At 40.5% G+C, this 26,246-nt stretch carries 18 protein-coding genes; 7 read left to right on the forward strand and 11 right to left on the reverse strand.

Going from position 1 to position 26,246, the window contains the following annotated elements:
- Positions 1-4: 4 nt before the first annotated feature.
- The 8 genes from ESB13_RS09695 to ESB13_RS09730 form a co-directional block, all read right to left on the reverse strand.
- Complete coding sequence (locus ESB13_RS09695) at positions 5-2,173, reverse strand: KAP family P-loop NTPase fold protein (protein ID WP_129002783.1); 2,169 nt, start codon at positions 2,171-2,173, stop codon at positions 5-7.
- Between the two features lie 35 nt (positions 2,174-2,208).
- Positions 2,209-3,366: a hypothetical protein gene (locus tag ESB13_RS09700; RefSeq protein ID WP_129002784.1), complete on the reverse strand. Its 1,158-nt coding sequence runs from the start codon at positions 3,364-3,366 to the stop codon at positions 2,209-2,211.
- Complete coding sequence (locus ESB13_RS09705) at positions 3,344-5,215, reverse strand: AAA family ATPase (RefSeq protein WP_129002785.1); 1,872 nt, start codon at positions 5,213-5,215, stop codon at positions 3,344-3,346. The genes ESB13_RS09700 and ESB13_RS09705 overlap by 23 nt, the downstream gene beginning before the upstream one ends.
- A gap of 47 nt (positions 5,216-5,262) precedes the next feature.
- Positions 5,263-6,900 carry a UvrD-helicase domain-containing protein gene (locus ESB13_RS09710; protein WP_129002786.1) on the reverse strand — a complete coding sequence of 546 codons (1,638 nt, stop codon included), beginning with the start codon at positions 6,898-6,900 and terminating at the stop codon, positions 5,263-5,265.
- On the reverse strand, positions 6,897-8,639 hold the full coding sequence (locus ESB13_RS09715) for an ATP-dependent nuclease (RefSeq protein ID WP_129002787.1): 1,743 nt from the start codon (positions 8,637-8,639) through the stop codon (positions 6,897-6,899). Before ESB13_RS09715 ends, ESB13_RS09710 begins: the two co-directional genes overlap by 4 nt.
- A 74-nt stretch (positions 8,640-8,713) precedes the next feature.
- The gene (locus tag ESB13_RS09720; protein WP_129002788.1) at positions 8,714-12,448 is read right to left on the reverse strand and encodes an AAA family ATPase; all 3,735 of its coding nucleotides are present in this window, start codon (positions 12,446-12,448) and stop codon (positions 8,714-8,716) included.
- Positions 12,445-13,692, reverse strand: coding sequence for an exonuclease SbcCD subunit D C-terminal domain-containing protein (locus ESB13_RS09725; protein ID WP_129002789.1), 1,248 nt, complete (start codon positions 13,690-13,692; stop codon positions 12,445-12,447). The genes ESB13_RS09720 and ESB13_RS09725 overlap by 4 nt, the downstream gene beginning before the upstream one ends.
- Positions 13,693-14,301: 609 nt before the next feature.
- A complete protein-coding gene (locus ESB13_RS09730) occupies positions 14,302-16,185 on the reverse strand; it encodes a hypothetical protein (RefSeq protein ID WP_129002790.1) in 1,884 nt (627 codons plus the stop codon).
- 1,001 nt (positions 16,186-17,186) lie between these two features.
- On the opposite strand from ESB13_RS09730, the gene ESB13_RS09735 reads away from it, so the two are divergent.
- The 4 genes from ESB13_RS09735 to ESB13_RS09750 all read left to right on the forward strand — a co-directional run bounded on the left by ESB13_RS09735 (position 17,187) and on the right by ESB13_RS09750 (position 20,540).
- Positions 17,187-17,789, forward strand: a complete 603-nt coding sequence (locus ESB13_RS09735) for a hypothetical protein (RefSeq protein WP_129002791.1) — start codon at positions 17,187-17,189, stop codon at positions 17,787-17,789.
- Positions 17,790-17,883: 94 nt separating this feature from the next.
- Positions 17,884-18,852 (forward strand): helix-turn-helix domain-containing protein, encoded by a 969-nt coding sequence (locus tag ESB13_RS09740; protein ID WP_129002792.1) that lies wholly within the window; start codon positions 17,884-17,886, stop codon positions 18,850-18,852.
- A gap of 80 nt (positions 18,853-18,932) precedes the next feature.
- On the forward strand, positions 18,933-20,123 hold the full coding sequence (locus ESB13_RS09745) for an MFS transporter (RefSeq protein WP_129002793.1): 1,191 nt from the start codon (positions 18,933-18,935) through the stop codon (positions 20,121-20,123).
- A 57-nt stretch (positions 20,124-20,180) separates the two neighbouring features.
- Positions 20,181-20,540 carry a hypothetical protein gene (locus ESB13_RS09750; RefSeq protein ID WP_129002794.1) on the forward strand — a complete coding sequence of 120 codons (360 nt, stop codon included), beginning with the start codon at positions 20,181-20,183 and terminating at the stop codon, positions 20,538-20,540.
- Between the two features lie 229 nt (positions 20,541-20,769).
- Here the strand turns inward: ESB13_RS09750 and ESB13_RS09755 are convergent, their stop codons facing one another.
- Positions 20,770-21,054, reverse strand: a complete 285-nt coding sequence (locus tag ESB13_RS09755) for a DUF3892 domain-containing protein (RefSeq protein ID WP_129002795.1) — start codon at positions 21,052-21,054, stop codon at positions 20,770-20,772.
- A gap of 406 nt (positions 21,055-21,460) precedes the next feature.
- Here ESB13_RS09755 and ESB13_RS09765 point away from each other — a divergent pair, with 406 nt between their 5' ends.
- The 3 genes from ESB13_RS09765 (at position 21,461) to ESB13_RS09775 (ending at position 25,086) form a co-directional block, all read left to right on the forward strand.
- Positions 21,461-22,456: an HNH endonuclease gene (locus ESB13_RS09765; protein ID WP_129002797.1), complete on the forward strand. Its 996-nt coding sequence runs from the start codon at positions 21,461-21,463 to the stop codon at positions 22,454-22,456.
- Positions 22,457-22,549: 93 nt separating this feature from the next.
- Positions 22,550-22,879, forward strand: coding sequence for a nucleotide pyrophosphohydrolase (locus ESB13_RS09770; RefSeq protein WP_129002798.1), 330 nt, complete (start codon positions 22,550-22,552; stop codon positions 22,877-22,879).
- A 107-nt stretch (positions 22,880-22,986) separates the two neighbouring features.
- Complete coding sequence (locus tag ESB13_RS09775; protein WP_220399597.1) at positions 22,987-25,086, forward strand: DNA/RNA helicase domain-containing protein; 2,100 nt, start codon at positions 22,987-22,989, stop codon at positions 25,084-25,086.
- Positions 25,087-25,150: 64 nt separating this feature from the next.
- On the opposite strand, the gene ESB13_RS23935 is transcribed toward ESB13_RS09775, so the two are convergent.
- Both ESB13_RS23935 and ESB13_RS24280 read right to left on the reverse strand, forming a co-directional pair.
- The gene (locus ESB13_RS23935; RefSeq protein WP_220399598.1) at positions 25,151-26,110 is read right to left on the reverse strand and encodes a helix-turn-helix domain-containing protein; all 960 of its coding nucleotides are present in this window, start codon (positions 26,108-26,110) and stop codon (positions 25,151-25,153) included.
- Between the two features lie 51 nt (positions 26,111-26,161).
- Complete coding sequence (locus ESB13_RS24280; protein ID WP_407920864.1) at positions 26,162-26,245, reverse strand: hypothetical protein; 84 nt, start codon at positions 26,243-26,245, stop codon at positions 26,162-26,164.
- Position 26,246: the final 1 nt, after the last annotated feature.

A 26,246-nucleotide genomic window follows, 5' to 3' on the forward strand; every position in this document is an offset into this window, starting at 1 on the left:
ATATTTATTCTTTGAGTTTACTTTCTACTAACTTAGTCTTCATAAACCATTGAAAAATAGAGACCAAAACTTTATCATCTATTGGATCTCTGTCGGATATAACGGATGGTCCTTCTTTATGTGGGTTATCTCCATAAAATGCGATCAAATTTTTATTCAGCAAATCAACATCAACAACTTCGTTCACGGCATCGAAGTTGACATTATAAAATCCAGATTTATAGCTACTGCTATTTACTTTTTTGTCCTGAGGATTATAAGAAGAGGCGTTTATGGTAGGAGTGAAAATTTCTAAAACCCTCAGTGCAAATTCATGGTTGTCTCCCCTATCTAAATGTTTGCGCCAAAATATTTTTAAAGCACCCTTTTCCTCATCCCACTTACTCCACCAGGCCAGTAGCCTCCAAAGGTTACCATCCGAAACAAGGGTGAAAAAGTTATCATCTGTCATCTCGTCTTTAAATAAAGTAACAAGATGTTGCTGCATCGCGGTTTTATCCTCATCCGAGAAGATAGCGGTGTCAGGATAATCTTTCTCCCGGTACATGAGCCAATAATGAATCTCCATAGCGTATTCCAAGGATGGAGATGCTGAAAGTAAGTTTAGAACAAGGCTAAGCCTTTTAGGAGCCTTGATGTTCCTTATCAGTCTAGCGATAAGACCTGCCGACTGTGCGTAGGTTGTTGCAAAGTGCATGTCTTCTTCGACTGGAAATGAATGGCCAACGTGTGCTAAAACCTTAGTAAGGTTTTCAGATTGCACTTCATTTATTTCGTGCTCCCGCTGCCTGAATTTCTGCACTAGATCAAAAGCATTATACAGTTCCACTGCCTGGTTGAATTGTGTAACCAGGTGCTCAACGGTATTAATTTGAAGGTCTGCCAGCAGCTGGCCAAAGTAAGTATCAGGCATGTCTCCTTCTTGCACGGTATAAGAAAAATATCGCTCGAAGTATTTTGCCGAGCATATTTTCCGTTCTTTCACCCATCTTGTATAGGTACTGTTAGGGAAGCTAGTATTGCTGTAAACTGCCTTTAATTGTGGAAATAGTTCTTGCAGTACCTGAACAATGGCGCTCCGCTTATCAGCACTATACATCTCAATGGCGCTTGATAGCTTCTTTCTTACTTGGTCGCTTTCCTGCTGCGCATGATTATGTTCCCTGCTTCCGGTTCTTTGTGTAAACAGGTACGCATTTGATCGCATAAAGTCATACAGCTCGGGGTAGAATATCTTTACACCTTCAAGGACAACCAGGTCTCCTGTATTCACTTCTCCTTTCAATAAGGGCAGTGAAAAAGCAAGGGTGTTCGCATACCGGATCGCCATCCTGGGATTATCCATGAAGGGTAAGAATGCTGTATTAAACGCCTCTGTAAAATTGGTTACCTCCTCTTGGCTCAATTCAATTCCGGCCTCTTTCAATACACTGTTGAGCAAGCTGGTAGTATATTGATACAAAGCCTTCTTACTAGCTTTGGGTATTTTTAAGGGCACCTGTATGATCTTTTCCAGGAAATTATAGCCCGCTGCCTTGTTATCACCACCGTATTTTGGCGCTAAAGCTGCGGAGACCATTTCGTCGTCAAAAGAAAGTACGTAAGCTGTCCGGGGGAAGTCGCCTACTAGTTTTACGAGTTTAAAAACGTATTGGATTTCTTGAACATCCAGCCGGTCCATATCATCAACAAAGACAACGATATTCTTGCCCGATTGAACAATCAGATCATCCACCTTCTTTTTCAGTTGTTCTATCGAAATTTCTTTTAATTTATCGCCGAGCTTTTCCAAGCCTTCCGTACCAAAACCGGCAAACTGTGTTACAGAACCAATTGCGCCACTATAGTCACTTAACAAACCACCGATCTTCTCTCTGATCGTTTTGTCTTTTGCTCCCAGCTGCTTAGATATCGAAGCAAAAAAGGATCGCATTAGATGCTGTTCGTCTGAAAATATCCAGGGGTTGAAGTTGATCACTATAGTATCCTCTGGAAGCTCTTGCTGAACAAAATTCATCACCGATGTTTTCCCTTCACCCCATTTACCATACAGTCCCACAATTAATGACTTGTCGATCTTGGGTGTGGCAATGATGGAGGCAATACGTTTTGAAAATTCGTAGCGCTGGAAGCAGTCTTCGGATTTTGTTGATGTGGGTTTGTCTGTGTGCATATAAATGCTAGTTATAATTAATCATTGAGGCGTGGCTATATATCTTTTGCAAAATGAGGTAAGGTTTTCCTTATAATATCTTTAGTGAGTTTAGCTAACGGTCTTCTATGAAAATCTTTTTCATGAAAGTAGTTGCCAAAATAAAACCGGTAGAATTCAGTCCTGTTTGTATGAAGCTGGTTAAAGAAACTTCCTAAAGAACGGGCATGGGCATCGCTTAGACTATCGCATTTGACAATTAATTCGCCCACAACATCCAAATGCGACTGGTAGATTTCATTTAAACGGAACAAGTTGATATTACCTCTATGTTCATTTGGCGTTGGCATAGCAGCCCAAGATGTTTGCCCATACTTTGGATGGGAATCAGGCACATCATTTTTAAGGAATAAATGATAATTGTCCGGATTGCTTTTATCCTTATGAACGTCTTTGATTAGTATATGAAAGGATATATCATCCCCAAATTTATCCATATAAGGATGTAAATGAGTAGCCAATGCCATGGACTTATCTCCTTTTAAGCTGGAATTGCAATAATAACAACTTGGGATTAAGTTGTAAAAACTTAACGCCAATAATGGATGGTCTTTTTGGGAAAAGAAGTGATCGAATGTTGGTCGTATGATTTCTTTCTTTCGCCGGTCTATGACTGTATGAATGTAGATACGATTACAGTACGGGCAGGTGTTGTGTGCAAGTTGACTTGCTATATTATATGCAAAATAATCAAATTGTCTGTAGTCAATAATATAGTTAATAAATGGAGTAACAATGGCTTGGTTGGCAGCAGTTACACCTACCTGGTTCTTAATTTTTGTTTCGATTAAAATAGACTGGTCCGGCATGCATAGGATTAGCTCCTCCAAATTTTTATCATTATCTAAGTAATTTGCTATTGATTCAAAAACAAGGCGATTGGCAGCCACCCACGGATAACAGTTTGCAATAACAACATTTGCATAGTGATGCTGATCTGTTAGTTTACTAGCGGAATTTAGAAATAAATTAGCAAGAGATGTTTTAGACTTACCATTCAATTTATAATCTTTCAAGTCGGCATGTGGGCCATGATTAAACAATACTTCAATAATCTTTTTATAATAACCAGCCCTTCTTATGCACTTTTCTTTTACTTGCAAAAAGTACTCTTGCGCAATTTTTTTCAGGTTAGGATGTTCTATTTTTATCATTTCCCTTTTGTTTTTTTATCTGCTGAAGTAGCTCAATTTCTTCATTTCGTTGAGTAATTATTTGGTCAATGACAGATATGTCTGACTTATCGGCTACCAACTCCAAGATTTTAGATTTTATAAAAGGTTCCCCTATAATATTAATCCTCTTTTTAAACCTGTTTTCAAATTCTTCAAGACTGATAAAATCCCTTGTACCAATTTCTTTTATAAGGTCTTGGATTTTGCGTCTCGAAAATTCTCCCATTAGGCCGTCTTGCAAAAAGAAGGAATCGGTAAATAGCTCATGTATATTCGCACCAAAAGTCTCCTTATTCGACTCCAAACTATCAACTACAACTGTATGATGATTACCCCTCTTTAACAGTACTACACAATGCGGTGGTATATCAGATAAAATAAAAGGGGAATGTGCCGTTATGATAATTTGAACTTGATAAGATGCAAACCTCTCTGAGATAAAATCAACAAAATGATAAACGAACTCTTTTTGCCACTGTGGATGCAGTGCCAGCTCAGCTTCGTCCATCAGAATAAGCAATGGCTTTCGGGATTCAACCTTCATACTATTGAGCCTAGCGAAAACCGTTAGCATAGCATATTCCCCAGAGCTTAAAGACGACTCTCCTTCTGACTGATGACTAAAATAAAAATCCACATAACCAGCTATTCGTTCTGTTTTGTAATACTCCTCAACAAGTTTTTCAAGGTCAGCTTTGTTAGCTTTAGTAAGCACAACGGAAATTAGATTATTTGCTTTTGACACTTTCACGCTTCTCGTATGAACAAATCCACCCAAAAGCTCAAGAAAGGCTTGCATTTGTGATATGCGATCATTCAGAATTGAAAATTGATCTTTCCTTAAGATTGAATAAAATATATCATGCATTTCAGGAACTACAGAATTCTCCGGATGATTTTTGTATTCATTATTTTCGAAATACTCCAAAATCAGACTTGGCACCTTTCCATATGTATCGGCAATAATCTCCGGACCGCTAATAAATTTGATTTCATTTATGAAGTGATACACCGAAGCCAGAAAAACTTGTATCAAGAACTTATTTTTTTTATTCCGAGTAATATTAAAATATTTTTCTGCTGCTCTGGCAATCTTTTCCAGTTCACTTTTAAACTCTTCATTTTCACTAAAAACCAATGAAATATTCAAGTATTCTGGTGGTTTCACTGGGAAAGCATGCCCCTTTGCCTCTTTATAGTTCAACCATCTAAGTAATCTTACAATACGAATGAGCTCTTCCGCAGCAAATGAAGAGAATCGCTGTTGGTAGGTAAGTGCAGTATTAAATGCGTCCTGTCCAGTTCGATTTTGGTAATCAGCATACAAAAGATATTGCGTCGACAAATTTTTTGTCTTACCCAACTGCCCATTTAGATAGTCATGAGAATTATAAGAGGTAGGATTAAATGTATTAGAAAGAAACACAGTTGTTGCATAGTCTCTTATTTTGTTATTATCATTAATTTTTTCAAGTTTTATAGAATTATTTGGAGACGTAATAGTGATGCTAAAATGACTAAAATAATGAATTTTATTATTACGTTTAAAAACGACGATACTCTGTTCATCTTTATGATTATTTATTCCATCAGATAGATATTCAACAATATATCTTAACAATGTTGTTTTTCCGGATCCGTTTTCGCCAATTATAGCAGTAAGACTACTGATACTATCAGCAAAAAAAGATGGGATAAAGTTTTCAGAATTAGTTATCGAAAGTTGCCTCTCAAGTTCATTGAAATGAAATCTGTATTCATTACTAATATTGAGACCAACCTTTTTTATGCCATGATATTCGTTAATCCAAATATATAAAAATTCCATTGTGTTTTATTTTTATCACTTGACAGTATTGTGATCCATTTAAATAATTAAAAGGGAGAAGGGTGCCTTTTACTTCGCAGTGCTGTTAATTGTAAAAACTCCGACGGGTTCCCATTTTTTTGCTCTTGCTTATAATTTGTTCTCTTAGTGCTATAACATAAAACACAACACTTTTTCGCACGGGTTATTCCCACATAATGAAGATTAATATCTTGAACAATGTCTGAAAAACAACTTTTATTATCTTGTATTTCCTTTTTAGGAAGTATCCATTCATACAGATCTAAGTGAAAAACTATGTCAAACTCCAATCCCTTGGATTTATGCAATGTCATTATTTGTATTTCGTTGGCAGCAGCGGGCTTATATGACTCCAGCAACCTAGAGTCTGATAATACTTCCTTCACTAGACCAATGGAATTAGCATTTTTTCCGGTCGGATGAAGGTGTGCTACAATATTTTCCGCTAAGCTGACAGCTGAAACCACATCAAAATGTGGAGCAGCCAATTCCGCTTCTAACCTCCCAATCTGTTTTAAAATTTCTATGACTTTAAAGCGGTTTATATCGGCACTTATGTAGTTTTCGACAAATGCTGTTTTCGACAGCTTTTTGTCAAATACGATTGAAAGTAATTCTCTGAAAAGTCCGGACCATATTGTAAAATCTTCATCCAAGGGAGTTGCTTCAAAATACTTGTGAGGTAGTCCTATATTGTTATGTATCAGTGTACCTGTCCTGCCATTACGAACAAGAATACCTATTTTGTTTTCCTTCTCAACACTATATTTTCCAATATACTGAGCCATTGATTTTCTTAGCCATTCAGCAATTTGAGTTTCATTCCCCTGCACTTTCTTTTCAAAAACATGAATGTCCTTATACGGGAGCAGGTCAGAATCTTCATTTAGTAAAAGAAGAGAATAGTTAATGATAGACGCATCACACCTGTGATTATAATCAAGCGGAAAAAGCGTAAAATCTTCTTTTCTCTTTGCTAAATCGATCAGATAATCGGAACTTTTTCCAGAAAATTTAAAAATGGATTGATTAGCATCGCCTACCGCAATTGCGTATAATCCCAGTTCCTTAATCTTTAAAAAAAGCAGATGTTGCTCCTTACCTGTATCTTGGTATTCATCGATGATTATATATGTATACCTGGCCTTAATGTAGTTACGGCAAGCTTTGCTATTGTCAAATATGTAAATAGACAATAGACCTACTGATTCCAACACAACTTTCCCTTTCAGAAATAATTTCTTTAAAAAGCTAACATGCTCGTGAGGAAGATTCTCTAGGTCAATAGCATCATCCAGCCAGTTAAGTTCTTCCTGAATATTGCCTTCCAGATCACATCTTCTCACAATGCCTACCTCTACTTTAGGAATACCAAAAAGCTGCTTTGCAAACGGGATAACAATTTCAGACAAATAGAATTTGTCCATAGTTCCGAAAAATGAGGCTTTAGGAGCCAGACCTTCTTTTAAGCATCTACTTCTTAACTCATGAGAAGCTTTATTCGTGTACGATATCGCTATTACGCCTTTGATCTCGAGTGTATCCGGGAGTATTTTCTTTATTTTCTCAGACAAAACAAATGTCTTCCCACTACCCGGATTAGCCACAATAACTAAACTACCGGGTGCATCAATAATTTTCTCTTGCTGTACTGTTGGCTTCATACATTATTCTCAATAAGTTTCTTACAAGCAAATAGCGGTTTGGCTAATCCCATTTTTTCCAACACTTTTAATGACTTGAATTGTTTCTGTAAAAACTCAAACATGAATGTTGCTTTTCTTTTCTGCATGAGCTTTAACGCTTCCTGCTTATCATCTACACCGAGATAAGCCAGGATGCTGGCTTCGAGCCCTTGGCCCAACATGTCGTTTTCCAAGTCTTTCTGGGAAATAAAAATATCCCACCGTTCCAGTTCTATTCTAAACTTATTGGCAGCATCTAAATTATTTTCTGGCGGAACTTCTTTAGCAAAACCACTTAATAGTTTCTCATGAGAAGTAATGAGTCTTTCAACGCGTTGATCTCTCTCACAGTTATTCTTATAAATTGATAAAGCCCGCTGCACTCCGGCAAGCCTATATTTTGCCTTTTTAGGTATCTTGAACACATCATTATCTGTCCTGGCTACCCATTCAATCTCTAAGGCGTGCAATATTTTTACAAATGTTTCAAACCCTACACCGTCGGCCATTAGGATACTGATGTTAAGCCTGTCCAAGTCAATTCCCAATTCACGCGCTAAAACTTTATAAAATAGAATTTCAGAAGGCCCTTCCACTAAAAGCACCGCATTGGCAAAAAAGGCTTCCGCTGCTATAACATTTAGTCTATAACCAAAATTGTAAACAGCATCTTCGATGATATGGCTGCAACCGTTGCTGGCAGCTTTTGTACTCTTATCCTTCTGTAATAACCTGACAATCGAATTTGCCGAAAACTCAGATGCAATTTGTGGTGAGTGAGAGGTAATGAAAATTTGCCCTTTTAATGTTCTAATTAGGTATTCAGCCAATTTCCTTTGCTGGTGCGGATGCAGATGCGCTTCCGGTTCTTCAATACAGTAGAAAGTAACTTCTAAAGGATTGTCTTCCTGAATTTCATTTCTGGCTGCCCATAGCGCCAAGAAGATTTGGTTGTTGCGCCCATCTCCCCCTATTGCTAAATTTGCATTGTTGACTTTTGAAGCCAGATGTAAATTTCCGACGAAGCTGTTTACATCAGAACTACCCACATCGAACACAACTTCCTGCCCTGCATGATGAAAGGATAACTCTTGTAACTCTGTATTGATAGCTTCGGTTGCTCTACTAACATAGGAGAGTTTAGATATCTTTTCATTGGTAGAAAGTAGCCCCTTCTCAATTTCTAACAGGCTTTGCTCATCTGTTGTTACCTCTGCACCGGATCTCTTTTCCTGCGCATCTTTCAACAGATTTCGCTTCTCTCGTTTTATATAGCTGTTTAAATCGCGGTTGCTGCTTATATATTTTAGATGAAGCACTTTCCGATAGAATCTCTCCTGTATTTCTTCTAGCTGATCCTCTTGAAACCCGGCGTAAAACTTGTACTCATGGCTTTCTTTCCATGCTTTATAGGATAGGTATAACACACCGTCATCACTAATTTTTCCCGGAAGTTTTGAAAGAACACAATCTTCTGTTACTTCTTCAAATTTAATAGTAATGCTAAGTTCCTTCGTGTCTTCATAACAATAGAAATCGGAATCCTTTGGTTCGATATCCCATTCAGAAAGACTTCGATCCAATAATATGCGCATTGCATATAGCAGATTAGATTTCCCGATATCATTCGTACCAATTATCAGCGTCTTTTCAGAAACATTTATCGTTGAGTTTTTGAAATTTCTAAAGCCTTTAAGATTAAGAGTAGTTATTTTCATATATATCGTTTTGCTGCCTTTTATGGCGATAGAAAATTTTCATGAAAGATGTCTATAAGCGCACACGAGTTTTATTATACATTTACCACCTCCACCTTACTCCTCCCGCTCTGTTGTTTATTCACCTTTATCTGTATGGGTATGCGCTCCGTCATTTCCTGCACGTGAGAGATCACCCCCACCTTACGCCCTTGGTCGTGCAGGCGCTCCAGGGCATCCATAGCTATATTGAGCGTAGCAGGATCAAGCGAACCAAAGCCTTCGTCAATAAACAGCGATTCTACCTGCATTTGGCTACCCGATAACGACGCCAGGCCCAAGGCTAGGGCCAAAGATGCTAAGAAGGATTCGCCGCCGGAAAGAGAATACACAGTGCGTACTTCGTTGCCCATATACTGATCGACCACTTGCAGGCCCAAAGTGCTGGGTATACGTTGTAGCAGGTAACGGTTGCTGAGCATAGCCAGGTGCACATTGGCATACGTAAGCAGTGCATCTAGGGTATATTCCTGTGCTATAAGGCGGAATTTTTTACCGTCGGCTGAGCCTATCAGTTCGTTGAGCTTGGCCCAGTTTTCGGCAGTAAGCGCCTGGGCCTGTATGGCGTTCAGCAGTTGCCCTATTTTTTGTTTGTTGCTGCTATTCAGCTGTAGCTGGAAACCAATTTCATTTTTCTGCTGTACCTGCTGCTGTAGGTTTGCTTTTGCGGTATTCAGTAAAGTGACTAGCTCTTCTGCATTTCGTTCGGAAAGCCGTTGCTGCTGGTGCTGCTGTAATTGCGTATTGCGTTCTTGCCATACGGATTGCGCTGCATTAAGGGCATTTTCTACAACCCTTAATGCGGCACGCTCTGTTGCTATCCAGCGGGTATCGTAGGCCAGCAGTTGCCCTAATTGCTGGTGGGTTAATACAGATGCATTACCACTATTAAATGTAGCCAGCCATTGCTGTATGTTTTGGACAAGAGCTTCGGCTTGTTGCTGCAACAACAGTATATCTTTTTCGGCCTGTTCTTTTTGGGTTGCTGTACGGGTCAGGCTGGTTTGAAGCAGCTCCCTGTCGGCCTTCATTTTGTCCACCGCCTGCAGTGCTGCCGTTACGGCTTGCTTTAATTTTTGCTCTATCGTTGCGGCAGCCTCGCCATTAAAGATGGCCTGCCGCTTTTGGGTAAGGACTTCCTGTTGTTGTGTTACACCGCCAAGTGCAGCTTGCTTTTTTTGTACATCTGCACTAGCGTTTTGTAGCTGATTCTTTGCAGCCTCTATTTTTGCTGTTAGTATGTCTTGTTGCCGGGTGTCCTCTTCCAGCTTTTGAGTGGTGGTTTTCCATTGATCGGCAAACTGGCTGATGCGTTGCAGGAATAACGCAGCATCTTGTTGCCAATTCGTAAACCAACCGGTTGTGACAAAGTAAGGGGCCAGGCTTTCTTCTATAACAGCCAGTGCCTGGTGGCTGTCTTGCTGCCGTGCAAGCTGTTGTGCCTGTTGCTGCTGCAAGGATTGCAGTTGGCGCTCCGTATCTTTTAAGGCATTGCTGTTTTGGTTGTGCTGCTGCTCCAGTTGGTGTATGTGCTGCTGCAGTGCATTCAGCTCCTGTTTTTGATTGGCATGCAACTGTATTTGTTGTTGCAGGTGTTTTTGCTGCGCGCGAGCATCCTGCAATTGCTGGGCCAGCCAAGTCGCTTTTTGCTGGTCAGATATTGTATCCGCCTGCGGATAAATGGTAAAAGCTAACCAGGTTGTGTGCTGTACTGCAAGCGACGTTTCTTTGGTGCCTACTTCCTGCTCCTGGAGGTCGATAGTCTCTTCTAAATTGTTGACCGTTTGCTTTAAACCGCTTTCCGCTTGCAGGCAGGTAGTATAAGCTTTATCATGTTGCTCGTGTGCTGCTTTCAGTTCGGATAGCACATGATTTAATTGTGGTTGTTCGGTAACGTAGGGATGTTCCTTGCTGCCACAAACAGGACAGGGCTCTTCGGCTGTTAATTGCGATCGCAGCAGTTCCACATTTTCGGCAGCAGCCAGCTTTGCCTTTTCCAGCATGCGTAACGATGCATCCCGTTCAGCCGCAGCTACCAGGAGCTGTTCGGACGCACAGGCCAGCAAATGCACTTTGGCCTGTAGTTCGTCTTTATTGCCCGCCAGCTTTTGCGTTAGTATATCTAGCTCTGCCTGGCTGTGGCTTATTATTTTCCAATGTGCTTCTGCCCCAATAATATCTTCTATATGGGTATCGATAGCCGCTTTTCCCTTTTCTACATCTGCAATAGGTATACCGGCCAAAGCTTCAGCGGCCGCGGTATGTTTTGGCCTTTCGGCTTGTATTTGTTGAGTTATAGTTGCCAATTGTATTTCCAGCTCCGCTTTTGCGTGTTGCGCCCCGGTTATAGCGGTTTGAACAATTTCTAGTTGTGGCAATAGCTCTTGCGCAGCATCCAGCAGAACCTGTGCGTCGGCCAGTTTTGCGTTGATGAGGCCGTGATTTTCGGCAATAGGCTGCCGGGCGGCATTATCCTGTTTCCATTGTTGTAGTTGGGTAATGGAAAAGTGCAATTTTTCAGCTTGCTGCTGATGTATCTGTAGTTGTCTTTCCAACTGCCGCTGGGTTTCTTCAACCGTTTTTACCTCTGTTGTAACTTGGGCTACCTGTAGTGCTTTTTCTTTGATCTGTACATCCAATGCCTTTGCTTCTTCCAGGTGTGGAAGAGCTTCTTCCTGCTGCCCGATAGTGGCGGCTGCTGCTTCGTTTGCGGTTTGCAATTGCTGGCTTAATGCTTCCTGTTGCTGTTGCAGGTGATGAAGCGTGGCGTGTAGCTGTTGTAGTGCGGTCGCTTTTTCGGACAATTGCTTTTCCGCCGCCTGTTGCCCCTCCATCCAACTTCGGGTAGGCTGTACTTGTTCCACCAGCTTTAATAATTGTTCACGGCTTGCAGCATTTTGTCTGGCCAGCATAGCCTGCTCCTGCGCCGCACTAGCGGCGCTAAGCGTAGTTTGCAAGAGCTTAAGCCTGTCGTGCCAGTTTATTTCCTGATTTAGCGTTTCCGCTTCTTTTTCCAGCAGGGCCATGCTTTGCTCCATAGTTGTTTTTTGCCGCTCCAGCTCCTGCAGCTCTTCTGCGGTAAGCGTGACAATACCTTCCCGTTGCAGATTCAGGTCTTCCAGCGCTCTTTTTTCCTGGCTGTAATGGGCAAATATCTGCCTGGATATTTCGGAATAAATACGGGTTCCCGTAAGCTTTTCCAAAAGGGCCGATTTTTCGTCTTTGGCTGCTTTTAAAAATGCCGTAAAGTCGCCCTGGGCCAGCAATACGGAACGGGTAAATTGTTCGAAGTTGAGGCCTACCAGGCGCTCAATTTCTTCTGCCGTTTCTTTCTTTTTACCAGGAAAGATGGCTCCGGATAATTTGTTGGTAAGCAATGTCGTATCCGGCTGTAAAGCGCCATCAGCCTTGTCCCTGGCCCGCCTTACTTTCCAGGTGGCAGTGTAAGTTTGTGCATCGGTGCCAATGAAGTCAACCTCGGCAAAGCCTTCGCCAGCGCCATCGCGCAGGATGCCCCGATGATCGCCCTGGTTAATGGTGCTGCCTTGTACATCTATAATATCAACACCTGCCTCCTGCCCTTGTTTGTAGCGTGGTGTTTTGCCATACAGGGCTAGGCAGAGCGCATCGAGTATAGTGGATTTACCGGCACCGGTAGGACCGGTAATAGCGAATATGCCCGCGGAGGATAAGGGTTCCCGCGTGAAATTGATTTCAGTAAAACCATCCAGCGAGGCCAGGTTTTTTATGCGAATGCCGAGAATTCTCATACGGCTTCAGTTTGGGTCACCTCCTGGGTTACCTGATTAAATAATTGGAGCAGCTCGACTGGAACAGCAGCGCTGTAACGGGATTGATAGACTTGTTCCAATACATCTTTGGGCTGCAACTGGCGAAGGCTATCTTCTGCAACGGTTACTGCATTGCTGCCCGTGGTATTGACTACTGGGTATTTTACATCAATTTTAGCCAGGCGCACGTGTTTGCCGCTTAGGGCAGTTTCTATTTTATGGCGAAGGCCTGGTTCTGGTCCATCAAGCAGAACCCGCACTTCGAGATATGGGGCTGGCTGAAGATCGGTACCCGCAACAGGCAGTTGCTGTAGTGCATTTGTCACCTCGGCAAGTGAGCTATGTACCGAGGGTACTCTCTTTAAGAGTACCGACACGGGTACTTCAATAGCTTTCAAATTGCTAATGCCTTGCTCTTCCAGGTCAAACACAATGACCTGGTGCTTGTAATTCAGCTCTGAAAACGACATGGGGATTGGGCTGCCGCAGTAGCGGATATGTTCTTTGCCGCCAATACGCTGGGCCTTGTGAATATGCCCCAGGGCCACATAGCGGATATCTTCATGGAAAGCCGTTATGCCAATGCATTCAACACCTCCCATGATGGCCCGTTCCACCGATTGATCAATATCGGTCATATCTGTTTGCTGCGCGTGCAGGTGCCCCATGCAGATAACGGGTTCTTCTGCATGTTTTTTGGAACATGCGCAGGCATACGCCTGCGCATAAAATGCTGCAACGCCTGCTGAATATGGGTTTTCGGCGTCTGCAATTACCGGATAATCGCCCATACGCAAAAATGGAATGGCTAGGCACCAGGCTTTAGTAGTTCCGTCTTTATTTTTCAGAGGGATAACAAGTTTTTCGTAGTCAATTCTATCATCCTTCTTTTCAACGAGGCCAACAATATGTATGTTGGATGATTCCAGCAATGGCTTTGGCGATTCCAACCTGGCCGCCGAATCGTGGTTACCAGCAGTAATAATTATTTGCAGATCAGGGTTGGCAGTCACGGCCTGGTTCAGAAAGGAATAAAGCATTTTCACGGACTCTGCCGAAGGGTTGGACAGATCGAAGACATCGCCGCTGATCAGCAATACGTCCACCTGTTCAGCTTGAAGTGACCCAAGCAGCCATTTTAAAAACTGTTGATGCTCATAGGCGCGGTCGTACTCATGGAACAACTGACCGATGTGCCAGTCGGCTGTATGGAGATATTTCATGACAGGTCAAGGTTGTAATATAAAAAATTAGTAGCCGAAAATATCTGGCTACAATATAATAATATAATATCAATATCGTAAATTCAAATTGGTCTGATTAACCGATGTCTATGCGACACTGTAATCAAAGAAAGAGGGATTAAATAACTTAATGAGGATATCTGTTCAATACCAAAAGTCAGTAAAAATATAATTGTGAAAGTGGAAACATTATTTATTCTCTTCAAGTCACTCACTAAATGGTTAGAGGCAGCAGTTGTCACAAATATGGTATTTTTTTGTGACAGAATGATTCTACTGGCAATCAATAAGTGAATCAAACGACTCATTTATAGCGATCAACGTCGAACTAAAAAACGCGCAAACACAATACTTAGTAAACAGTAGATAATCATATATTTAAATCAGCCAACCGCTTCAAATCTTCGAGAAAGAAGTTGGAAAGCTGTTCAGAATCGGCCACCTGACTGGACAAATCGCTCTACCGCACATTTGTCCAGTTTTTATTGCTTATTCTCAAGTGAAGCAATTTAACTATTCGTTTTCACCTCAGAATCAGTCAAATTTCTCAAAAAGAACTCAACAAACGATAAGGTATCAGATTAAAAATCAGTATTTCAGCTTCGTCAACTCCCTCATTTTTCTAAAACCAATAGTCCTGATAATATACCCTATCATTTGAGCAGGCATTAAGTCCTGAGACTGGGGAATTGTTAAAAAAAAGCCGTACTCCTTACAATAGAGCTTATAAGTTTCTACCGCCTCTTTTATTGTGTATCTATTGCGTAGGTAGTAAGGAGTCTCAAAATTTAGCCCAGATTCAGCACGCGCCCTTTCCAAAGTGAGCCCATGACGATTAAGACAGCGAGCCAGCGGGGTAAACCCATAGGCAATTAGTTCATGTCGAGTAAGAAATCTTTTATATTTTATACAGGCTCTCCTATAGTCAACAATCGCTTGCTCTTCCGAATATTCCCTTCCACGAAAGCGGCGTAGAGTAAATGCTAATTTACATTTCCGACGAATAGTTTGAAAGCCTTTGTATTTGATGATCGCGTGAGCCAACCCTCTCAAATTCATGTCATAAAGTTCCCTAGATGTCAAATATTTACTATGATCTATGCAAAGCTGTTTATAATCAGCAACTGTTTTAGACAGGGTATAGTATTCCCGAGAAACCTGCCGACATTTGATTTTTAGCTTTTGCGCAACATCATACGTTGTACCATGATATTTATAAATAGCATTAGCCATTGAAGCTCTACCTTCAGAATACAATTCCTTTATGGTAGGCATTCTTCCATACTTCGAAATAAATGGCTGCAGTTCCGTTTTTATATTTTTGAAGTCAGCCCAGTAAGTCGGGGGCTTTAGGCAACAATCGTTATACAAAATTGATGTTTTTATCGACCAAAAACCTATTCTATTAATAATACCAATCACCTCTTTTTCAATCCACTCAATTCGTTGACAAAAGAGCTTTTGAGGCAAAATTATATATTTCTTTCTTAGCTTTTTATACACCGAAATCTTCTTAGCCATTTTAACTTCATAAGCATCACTACCGGTACGGCTATACCCCGCAATTTCTATATAGGTTTTCCCGATCAGAAAGTCGCATTTGTATAAATACTTCTTCGAAATCCTAACATGTACCCGATGAGGTATATTGTATTTAAAGAGTATATTATCAAAAATACATTCGTAGGAACTTTGCAGATAATGTCCATCATTTGCAGGAAATAGCCTTTCAGAGCGCATACCTAGTAATCTATAAAACTTGGGATATCCACCATTTTTGGAAATCGCATGCGATAAGTTATAACGTCCTATCATCTTCAGCACTGATGCATTAGGAAAAAAACCATATTCCTCGATAATAGGCCTAAGGTGCTCTACAATCAATTTATCAGACCATCGAACAACTTTCGTTACAGGAATACCAGCAGCCTTTTTAAAGCCACATAAAGTACCCAATCTACTTACAGCAGCGACTAAAGTATTTTTGCCAAGCTTAAGTAAATTAGATACAGTTACGGGATGTCCCGCATCATGAAGCTCTTTCAATTCTCGAGTCACTCTAGCTTTCGTCCAAATCTTTTTTCTTAATCTAATGCCCAATTTATATTTTCTATTCAACACTTTTAGGCCGCCATGTTTACTTATTGCATTAGTCAAAGCAGTCATTTTCATTTCGAGTATGAGCTTAAAAATTGACTTTGTCTCCAAAAGCTGTTGGTTTATTTGACAAAACTCCCTCAATTCGGCTACTGTAGTCTTTTTAGTCCAATAACCAGCTGGTTTCTTGTCGCTTATCAACCCCATCTCTGAATATAGGTTGTGGAAGTTTTTAAAGTATCTAGGAACTGACTGAGCCAATTTTCTATAACCCTTTTTTTTCATTAGGCTGCTGGTCGGAACACATCCCCATTGGCTATAAAGTTCAGTACATTTATCCAAAATCACTTCTCTACTCCACTTTTCTCTAGGCATAACTAAAAGACCTTATGTTAAAAAGTTAAGATTTTTACATTATGAAGAACTCCATAAAACTAACTGAGTAAAGCCTTTTATGCTTTTGTATACTAACTTATCAGCCTTAACTTTCCTTTCAATAAGCGAAAGCTTATTGTCCTTATTGAGTTGCTTCAATTCATTTTCAGTATTTCTACTGATAGCTGTAGTTTACTACGACGCAATCACCCCTAAAACAATACTAATCTTCCGGCATCCTTCGATAGAACACCATGTAAGAGTATTTTATTAATACAACAGAATGCAACCTCCTATACTGCAATAGCAATGGAGACTATACTCCTCGGATTGCCAGTTGTGTCAAATTTGTTTCATTAAGTGGAAGCAGCAGATTTATCATTGCAGCCTGTCCCCCCTGTCCTTTTATTTTTTTAAGCGAAAAAATAGCTTTGTCGTTTAGAATAATCAGGAAATAAGCTAGATAAAATTAAAAGCGGCAATTAAAGAAGGGTAAGTGTTGTCGATGAAAGGCGAAAGCTGATTTCCTTAGCTTCTTTCTGATATTTATAAGAGATAAAAATATATTCAAACATGGCCAAATCATCAAACACTCCCTTTAAATGTCAAATAGGGAAATTTTCTTTGGAAACTGAAACTAAAGGGGCGACACCTCATTGGTTATTGGTAGTTCTATTTATTATGCTCCTGCTCTTTTTGCTAGCAGTAATCCTCATTATGAAAAGCTGGTCGATACCTTTCCTGGGAATCTTTGGATCAAAACTATTGGGTTGGGTAAAAAATCTCAGGTCAAGATCTCCCTGATTTCTGGCAGACATCTGTATGTACATGACTCACATACTTCATAAAAGCAGGGTAAATATATGACCTTTATACCGGCTGGGATCAATTCCATCTAAAGGTGTTTTAATATAAGGCACTCAATAATATTTTCAGCGCCGTGACTCTCTCTTCCTACCCAATCTTTCTTCGATTCAAATACAGAAACAAATTACCTGACCATGGAGCTCACACAGGAATTATTTCAAAAATGCAGAAGAATCAGCAATGCCATTCAAGACTTTTTGCTTCAAACTGGTATGGCCGACGCAAGATCAACGGATGTATATGATTTTTTATCCAGGAAGGGCTTAGTTGAAAAAGATCGCCATGCAGGCCTACGTTTTCGATCATTTTTAAAAGAGCTAAAAGAATCAAACTTATTGTACTTGATTAAACAATGCTCATGTGTTGAAAAGGAACATACACTTGAATGGTATTTTAATCCCGTCCACAGCAACAACAATAATATAGCGCATAGTTCCGGCAAATCCATTAGGCAACATAGGCCGGTTATGGACAAGCAGGATATAGAACTGTTATTAAATAAAGAAGCCCCCAATGTAGCATGCCTGCCTGTAAGGAATGACAAAAAATACACACCTCAGGAGCTTGAACTTAAGCGCTATTATCCGCTTGCATATGAATACTGGACAGACGAGGAACTTAAAATAATGTCAAGAGTTTATGCTCTATGCAAGAGTGTTGACACTGTTGCTTCTCTGCTGAAAAGACAGCCCCATGTCGTTAAGGAAAAATTGACAATTAAAACATCCATTGGATAAAAGGCCCGATTTATCCTGTATTGAATAGTACGAAATACAGCAAATCGTAGTAGGAATCTTTTGTGTAAGTTTGGATTAGATTTTTGGATAACGCATGGCGAAGAAAAACAAACAAGTCTACATTCCCTGGCTCGATAAGATCAGCGACTTCTACGATACCTTCAGGATTGGGAAGGCAGAGAATAATTTTTTTACCATTATGCGGATGGAAGACCAGGCAAAAGGCAAGTTGTTGTTCATGCCGCTCTTTCGTGGGAACTTTTTCCGGCTCGTCATTTGCAAAACACCAGAAATCCGGTTCCTGTTGCCCGACGAAACCGTCAGCACTTCTTCAAACTGTATCTATTTTGCCTACCCGGGCAAAATAGAAAGCTGGCAACGTGTGGAAACGATATATGGCTACCTCGTTTGTTTTACGCCTGAATTTGCGGGAATATCCCCCCAGAGTCCCTTGTTTACAAAAGACTTCCCCTTCTTCGTGAACGGGGCCAGTTCAATTTTAAGATTATCCCAGCCAGATATGGATGCCATAGGGCATACAGCCGAAGCACTGCTTGTTGAAATGAAATCCGGCAATGCCGATAATTTTGAAATGATACAACACTTGTTAAAAGTGCTGCTTATCCAGATTCGCCGCCTGTATTATAAAGATAGACAGGCAAAAACAGATATCCAGTTAAAGCAGGCATCCCTTATGGTTCGGTTCAGGAAAGTGTTGAACACCTATTCTATAGATACGCCCAACAAAAGAAAAGAACACAGGCCAACGGTAAGAAGTATTGCAGAAGAACTGCACCTCACACCCAGCCATTTAAACTTCCTGGTCAAAAAATATACAGGCCACACCGCTTTACATCATATCAATGAAAAGATATTGCTGGAGGCAAAAAGCCTGCTGACGCACACCGGTTTACAGGTATCGGAAATCGCCAACCTGCTACAATTCAATGAAGCAGCTTATTTCAACCGGTTCTTCAAGAAAATGACAGGCATAACACCTACTGCCTACCGGGATGATGCCCTTCAACTCATGCGGCGGCCTCTCGACACGCAAAATCGATAAAAAGTCCAATCATTGCCTGAATAGGTATAAGCCGTATTCTTTTGCCTTGCCGAAATTTGCGCTCTTAAACAAAGAAAAGAATGAGCGGAATAAATAAAGGCGGAGGAACGGCTGCACAGGTATCCATGTTGCCGGTATATATTATATCACTGGCCACTTTCATTATATTTTTCCAGGGCTTCATGGTAGCGCCGCTGCTGCCAATGCTCTCGGAACAGTTCGATACTACTGTCCGGCACGTTAGTTTTATTGAACCTGCATACCTGCTTGGGTATGGACTGTTTACATTGGTGTATGCCCCTCTTAGCGACCGCTTCGGCAGGTTCCGGATTGTAACCTTTTGCCTCTTTATGTTTTGCTTGTTTACACTCTTTACAGCCTTCGTAAATGGAATTAATCAGATGATCTTCCTAAGATTATTGACAGGCATCGGCGCTGCCGGTGTTGCCCCTACAACGATTAGTTGGATCAGTGATACCTATCCTTATGAAAAACGGGGTCATGCCTTAGGGATCTTCTTCGGCAACATGGCAGGTGGTACGGCATTTGGATCCAGCGCCGGGGCGTTCATTACTTCACTGATAGGCTGGCGGGGGCTTTTTGCAGGGGTCGCCGGTATTGGATTGGTTATTCTTATCCTGATATTGATACGACAAAAAAACAGCTTTGGAAACAGGGAAGCTATCACAACCAGGGATAATATTTTGCTGTCTTTCCGCACTATCTTATCGGCCGGAAGGGCAAGGCGCACTTATTTTTATGTATTGTTCAATGGGATGTTTCATAGTGGCATCTTCGCCTGGTTAGGTTATTTCTTTTACAGTAATTACGGGCTGAACGAATTTCAGATCGGTCTTGCTTTATTAGGTTACGGTATTCCCGGACTATTGCTCGGGCCATTGCTGGGAAGGCTGGCCGACCGCTATGGAAGAAATAAGATCATACCCATTGGTCTATTCCTTGGAGCAATCACCGTGCTGCTATTAAGCCAGAATTTCAGTCTTGCCGTTTCCTGTATTTTAGTAGCACTGCTTTCTTTAGGGTTTGATTTATCCCATCCACTATTTGCCGCTATCGTCACAACATTCAGTGCCAAAAAAGGTGCTGCTACAGGACTTTTCGCTTTTTTTCTTTTTTCAGGTTATGGCCTCGGCAGCCTGGTATTGAGCCTGATCGTCGATATCGGTCTGGACAGGGCATTTCAGCTATTTGGGATTGGTATTTGGGTTGCGGCGTTTTCTTCGATATTTGTCTTCAGGAAAGAAAAGTAACAACAAAAAATAAGTTCGACAGGGATCTCCTTAACTTCACAGGTTTAAAGCCACAACATGACATACGAAGAACTGGTAAAGAAACATCCTGGCTCCCTGGTGGAGAAGATCGTGACAGAAGTGATAAGCCAAGATTTTGTTGAAGTTCATTTTGAAGACGAGGACGATGAATTATGGGCAGTAATTAAAGTGCATATTTATGAGGAGGACAAGGAAATGGCCCTCCGGTTATTACCTGACAACAAATGGGTATTGCAGTTCGGATACTATGATGACGAGGATGAATTCATTGAGTTGCTTCAGCCACTTGCGCAACCTGAAATAGACCTTATTCCTAAAGGGCTTCAGAAGGTAATGAGCAAAGTATTGTCGAGTGAAGACGGATTGCGGGTTCCGGGGAATTTTTTGTCTGCATAAGACGCGACTTTTATTCGGAATAACCTCAGGCAATTTTGTAGTTCAATAAATTTAATTGATGAAATAATAAACTACAAATAAAGAAAGCCGACAGGATTAACGTCTAAAAAAACAAGAAACTCGGCTGTACTTACCAATCAATACTTATATTCTGAAAGCCTGCAAGGACAAACTCGCAGGCTTTTTACATTTTGCCCACCGTGTAGAAACTCTTGAGCAGCTTTAAGACTTAAGGACATTCGGGCAGATTCAATAAATTGTTAGGGCTATATCTATCAGATTCTGTTTTGAGATATTTCCTATTCTCATGTTGCGCAATAACAACATTAACACTTCGGCCGTTAACGCTGACATAAAATTGATATTTGTTTTCCTCAATAGATTTGATAGCCTCGTCTTCTGTTAACTTCCAACGGCTTCCACTATTATTTAGTCCGCCGATGTGAGAAATTCTTTCATGAGCATCATAATGATTTCCACGTTTGTTAATGCATGATACTTGATGTGTCGACATAGTTAATAATTTATTTTAGCTCACAAAATGAGATATTCTAAAATGACTAATTTATGGGAAACCGTATTAGTTATATCACTTTGCTCTTTGCCGAGCAACGTTCACTATAATATCCAATGCTTCCTCCAATTCTAGTACCTCGTTCAGTAGGTAAAATCCTCCCGAATGGCTTTGGCAGGAACCACTGAAAATTGCCATCCAGAGGAAACCCTGCTTCCGATTTTTTCAAGCCACGAAATAACCACGGCATAAATATTCAGTCAAAGGGATAAAAAGTCAATAATCACACAAAAAACTAAAAATCAACACATTACCACTCCTTCAATTCACTTTATCCATTTCCGTAAATCCTTACAAATTCGTAATTTGAAGTTCCTTTAATGCTGTACTCTATAAACTGACCTAAATGAGTAAACTCATTGAGCAACCTTGTGCTAACAAGTTGGCCTATGCCCATTTCTGGGATACTATTAAGAACTCAGTAAAGCTTTCCCGTATAAATAAATTCCTGACGCGGGAGCAACAAACTGAACTGAAGAAGATTTATCCCGACGGCCATTTTTTTGTCTGGGGCGTTGAACCTAAAAAAGGCCCCAACATCAGAGAATGGGAGAAAATTACTCCCGGTGATCTGGCTGTTTTTGCCAAAGACAAGTTCCTGATATGTTCGGGAATTGTTACTTATAAGATGCAAAATGCCTCCTTAGCAAGATATCTATGGGGAAGTAATGGGCCCGAAAGTACCTGGGAATATATCTACTTCCTCAAAGACATAAACGACCTATCAATCCCTTTAGCCGAATACAATCTGGCAGCCGACCATAAGCCTAATTATTTAATACAAGGATTCAGGGTACTCGACATACTCACCAGTCAGAAAGCGCTGGAAGAGCTTTCATTTGATAAAGAAATTATTAAACCTAATAAACCTGGGGGCAAGCGAAAAGCAGCACTCGATAAATTAAAAGAGACCTCTGAAACTGATAAGCAAACTACAAGAACATACAGATTAGAACAGTCGCTTCTTGCCGATGTTTTACATGATGGAAAAAAAATAAATACGTGTGCCATATGCAACAAGAGATTTCCCGTATCATTCCTGGTCACAGCTCACATCAAGATCAGAGTATATTGTGGTTTAAAGGAACGTATAGACCCTAATATAGTCATGCCTCTGTGCAAAATGGGCTGCGATGAATTGTATGAACGGGGATACATCTGTATTGTCAATGGCTACGTCAAAAGAACCAATAGCAAACCTGCATCTACTGCAATTTCCTCCTATATCCGGAAAATCGTAAGAAACAAATGCGGAAGCTATAATGAGCATTCTAGCGGCTATTTTCAATGGCACTATGAGCATCACACAATAGAAAAACATAAAAAGCCAAAGAAACGATAGCCTCATATCCGGGCCTTGTTTCGATATATTTTCCGGATTATTAGCCTCCCGGAACATCTAGTTTACTATATTACCGCAATAAATCGATGAAACATGAAGGATTGGAACCTTCTTATTGAAAGAATAAGGCAATTTAACCTGGAACGTGAGTGGAGCCAGTTTCACAATCCCAAAGATCTGGCCCTAGCCATTGGCATTGAAGCAGGAGAGCTAAATGAATTGTTTCTCTGGAAAAAAGCAGATGAGGCAGACAAGGAAAAAGTAAAGGAAGAACTGGCCGATATATTTACATACGCCCTGCTACTAGCAGACAAATATGGCTTTGACATAGAAGAAATAGTCAACAGCAAAATCGACAAAAACGCTCTGAAATACCCGGTTGAGAAAGCAAAAGGAAGCGCTAAAAAGTACAATGAGCTATGAGTATCCAGGAGGAATATAAAATAGACAAACATGTTTTCTCCGCAGATCTGCTTAGAAGGTTGAGGAACTATCCTTTCGCTACAAAGCTCTGGCCTATTGTTTACCTGTTGAAAAAAGAAGAGAAGAAATTGCCGCTGGCCTATGTAGGCGAAACTGCTGATGCAATTTCAAGATTAACTAAACATCTGGCTCATCCTGACAAAGTAAAACTGGAGGACACTTACTTTTTTTATGGCAACAAGTTTAATAAATCAGCGACTTTAGACATAGAATCGGGCTTAATAAGATATCTGTCGGGAGATGGAAAGTATAAGTTATTAAACGCCAACCTCGGCCTCGTAGATCATAACTATTATCAGAGAGATGAGCTATACCAGGAGATTTTTAAAGCCATTTGGGAAGAATTAAGAGCCTTGAAAATATGCAGGAAAACGCTTAGTGATATCGATAATTCTCCCTTGTTTAAATATTCTCCATATAAAGCTCTAAGCCCCGAGCAAACAAAAAATCTGATTTTTCTACTTGAAGCAATAGCTAATAATGATAAAAAACGCTTTGTTATTCAGGGAGGCGCAGGTTCGGGAAAATCAATACTGGCCATCTTCTTATTTAAGTTACTACATACTTCAGAAGAAGACTTCAATTTCGGTACTTTTAAAGACGAGGACTACCGTATCATTCAATTAGTGAAGGATATAAAACAGGCAAACAAAAACCTGAAAATGGCATTGGTTATTCCAATGGACTCATTCAGAGCAACCGTCAAATCTATCTTTAAACATGTAAAAGGCCTAGGCGCCGAGATGGTAGTAGGGCCAGCCGATCTCAGGAAAAACAATTACGATATTATAATTGTTGATGAGGCTCATCGTTTGAGAAGAAGGGTAAACTTAGGCCCATACTTCGGTGTTTTTGACAGCATTTGCGAAGAACTACACCTGGATAAAAATACTGCCAGTGAAGTTGATTGGATATTAAAGCAATCTTGTAAAAGTATATTCTTTTACGACGCTTTTCAATCTGTAAAACCATCAGACGCACTTCCCGAGCAATTTGATGAATTAATGAATAATAAAGAAGAAACTGGTACAGGAAACTTGATCTCGCAGTTTCGCGTTCGTGGCGGACTTCCGTATGTAGCGTTTATTGACGAACTTCTACTATGCAAACGTCCCCAGAATGAGCCAAAATTCTTCCTGGATGAATACGAACTCAGCCTTTTTCATGATGTAAACAACATGGTTGATCATATCAAAAAAAAGGAGGAGCAGGAAGGCCTCGCAAGAATTATTGCCGGATATGCCTGGCCCTGGCCATCACAACAAAATAAAACAGCGTATGACATCTTCATAGGAGAAACACATCTCAGATGGAACAGCGTTAAACGGGATTGGATAAATTCAGCAAACGCCATTAATGAAGTCGGTTGCATTCACACTGTACAGGGTTATGATTTGAACTATGCAGGTATCATCTTAGGCAACGAAATCGGCTACGACAAAGAGAAAAACGAAATTATTATAAGGAAAGAACACTACTTCGACGCCAATGGTAAAAATGGCATAAAAGAACCGGAACTATTAAAAAAATTCATCCTCAATATTTATAAAACGCTCATGTTACGTGGCATGAAAGGCACTTACCTTTATGTATGCGACGAAGCACTACGCAACTATTTTTCCAGACATATTCCCTGGCATGACGAAGCTACTTCTGTAGAAGAAGATACTAGTGGTCCTCTAATACCTTTTGTCAACAGTGTGCCATTGTACAATTTAGAAGCATCTGCCGGTGGATTCAGCGATCTGCAGCAGGTAACCGGTGCCTCTCAATTGTATCCTGTCCCTCAAGACCTAAGAATAACAAGGGAACACTTTGCCTGCAAAGTTGTAGGTGAATCCATGAACAAAAGAATACCCAATGGAGCCATCTGTTTATTCCGCAAATACGACTCTGGCTCACGGAATGGAGAGATTGTATTAGCCTCCCACATCGACATCCAGGATGCCGACTACGGAGCCAATTATACAGTAAAAAAATACTACAGTAAAAAGGTAAAAAACAAGGAAACCGGCACCTGGCAACACGAGAGTATTACCCTAATGCCTCTTTCTACAGACGAAACATACGAGAACATTGAACTCAAAAACGATGAAACTGCCCAATTTACAATTCATGGTATTTTTGAAGAAGTTCTTTCTCCATAGACAATATTAGTCGGCTATTTTACAATCGAACTGTCCGGAAAAGCCGGACAGTTCGATAACTTCATTAATTATTGGTCAACTTGCTATATTGTTTCGGCTTAACGCCCATTACCTCTTCAAAAACTTTGGCAAAATGGCCGAGGTTGGAAAAACCAAGCTGATAACCGACTTCCGAAACAGATAACCTTTCTTCTTTCAACAAACGGGCAGCTTCCTGCATCCTGAAATTCTGGAAATACTGAAATATGCTCTTACCAAAGACCTGGTTGAATAATCTCTTCAATTTTGTTTCACTCATACCGGAAAACCTCGATAGCTCTGCAATGCAAGGCGCTTCTTCCAGGTTTTGTAATAAACGCTCTTTTACCTGATACAACATTTTGATATCTGCAATATTCAAACCGTACAATTTCTTTCCATCCCTGTTGACGAGGGCAATCAGTAATTGGCAAATGAGTTCCTGCGTTTTTAGTTTGTAATAAAAATCCTGAAGCAGTATTGGCACGTTAGCAGTCACAATATTGTCGACGACTTTCAAAAGCGGCGCAACTACAAACTCCTCGAACAACAATGGTTGCTTATTTTCTAAAATGGTGTTCACCAAAGGATGATCAATGCGTGCTCCAATCAATTCGCGCAGGTACCCGGCGTCAATTACCAATGCAATAGAATTCAGAACGGTGTTTTTGGGTATAAAGATTTCTGCATTTAATCCCTGGGTGGTAATTTGTACCGATGGTGCTAATTTTTTACCGGCAGGTGTTTTAGATGTATTGATAATATGCTGAAAGTTAAATATCAGCATATTGGCTGGCTGATTTCTACGACTGATCGCAAAGTCCTGGTACAACTCGTAGTTCCGTATCATCATTCGCAATCGTTCATCGAAATTAAAGCCTTGTATATAACCCCACCCAAACTTTTCCGGCACTTCCACTCTTCCATTTTCAACAGTACTGCCTACTTTCTGGGCAAATGCTGCCAGCATCCCTATTCCATCTTTTGATGTAAGCTCAATTTTCATAGCGACCGTTTACGAACATTTTTAGGTCAAAGTACGCTATTTTACCTCATTTTACCCGAATAGCTTTGTATCATAATTGAAATGAGATGATAGCGCAATTATTAAATGCCAGCAAAGTTTATGATTCACCCACAGG

This window comes from Filimonas effusa (assembly GCF_004118675.1).
Lineage (GTDB): Bacteria > Bacteroidota > Bacteroidia > Chitinophagales > Chitinophagaceae > Filimonas > Filimonas effusa.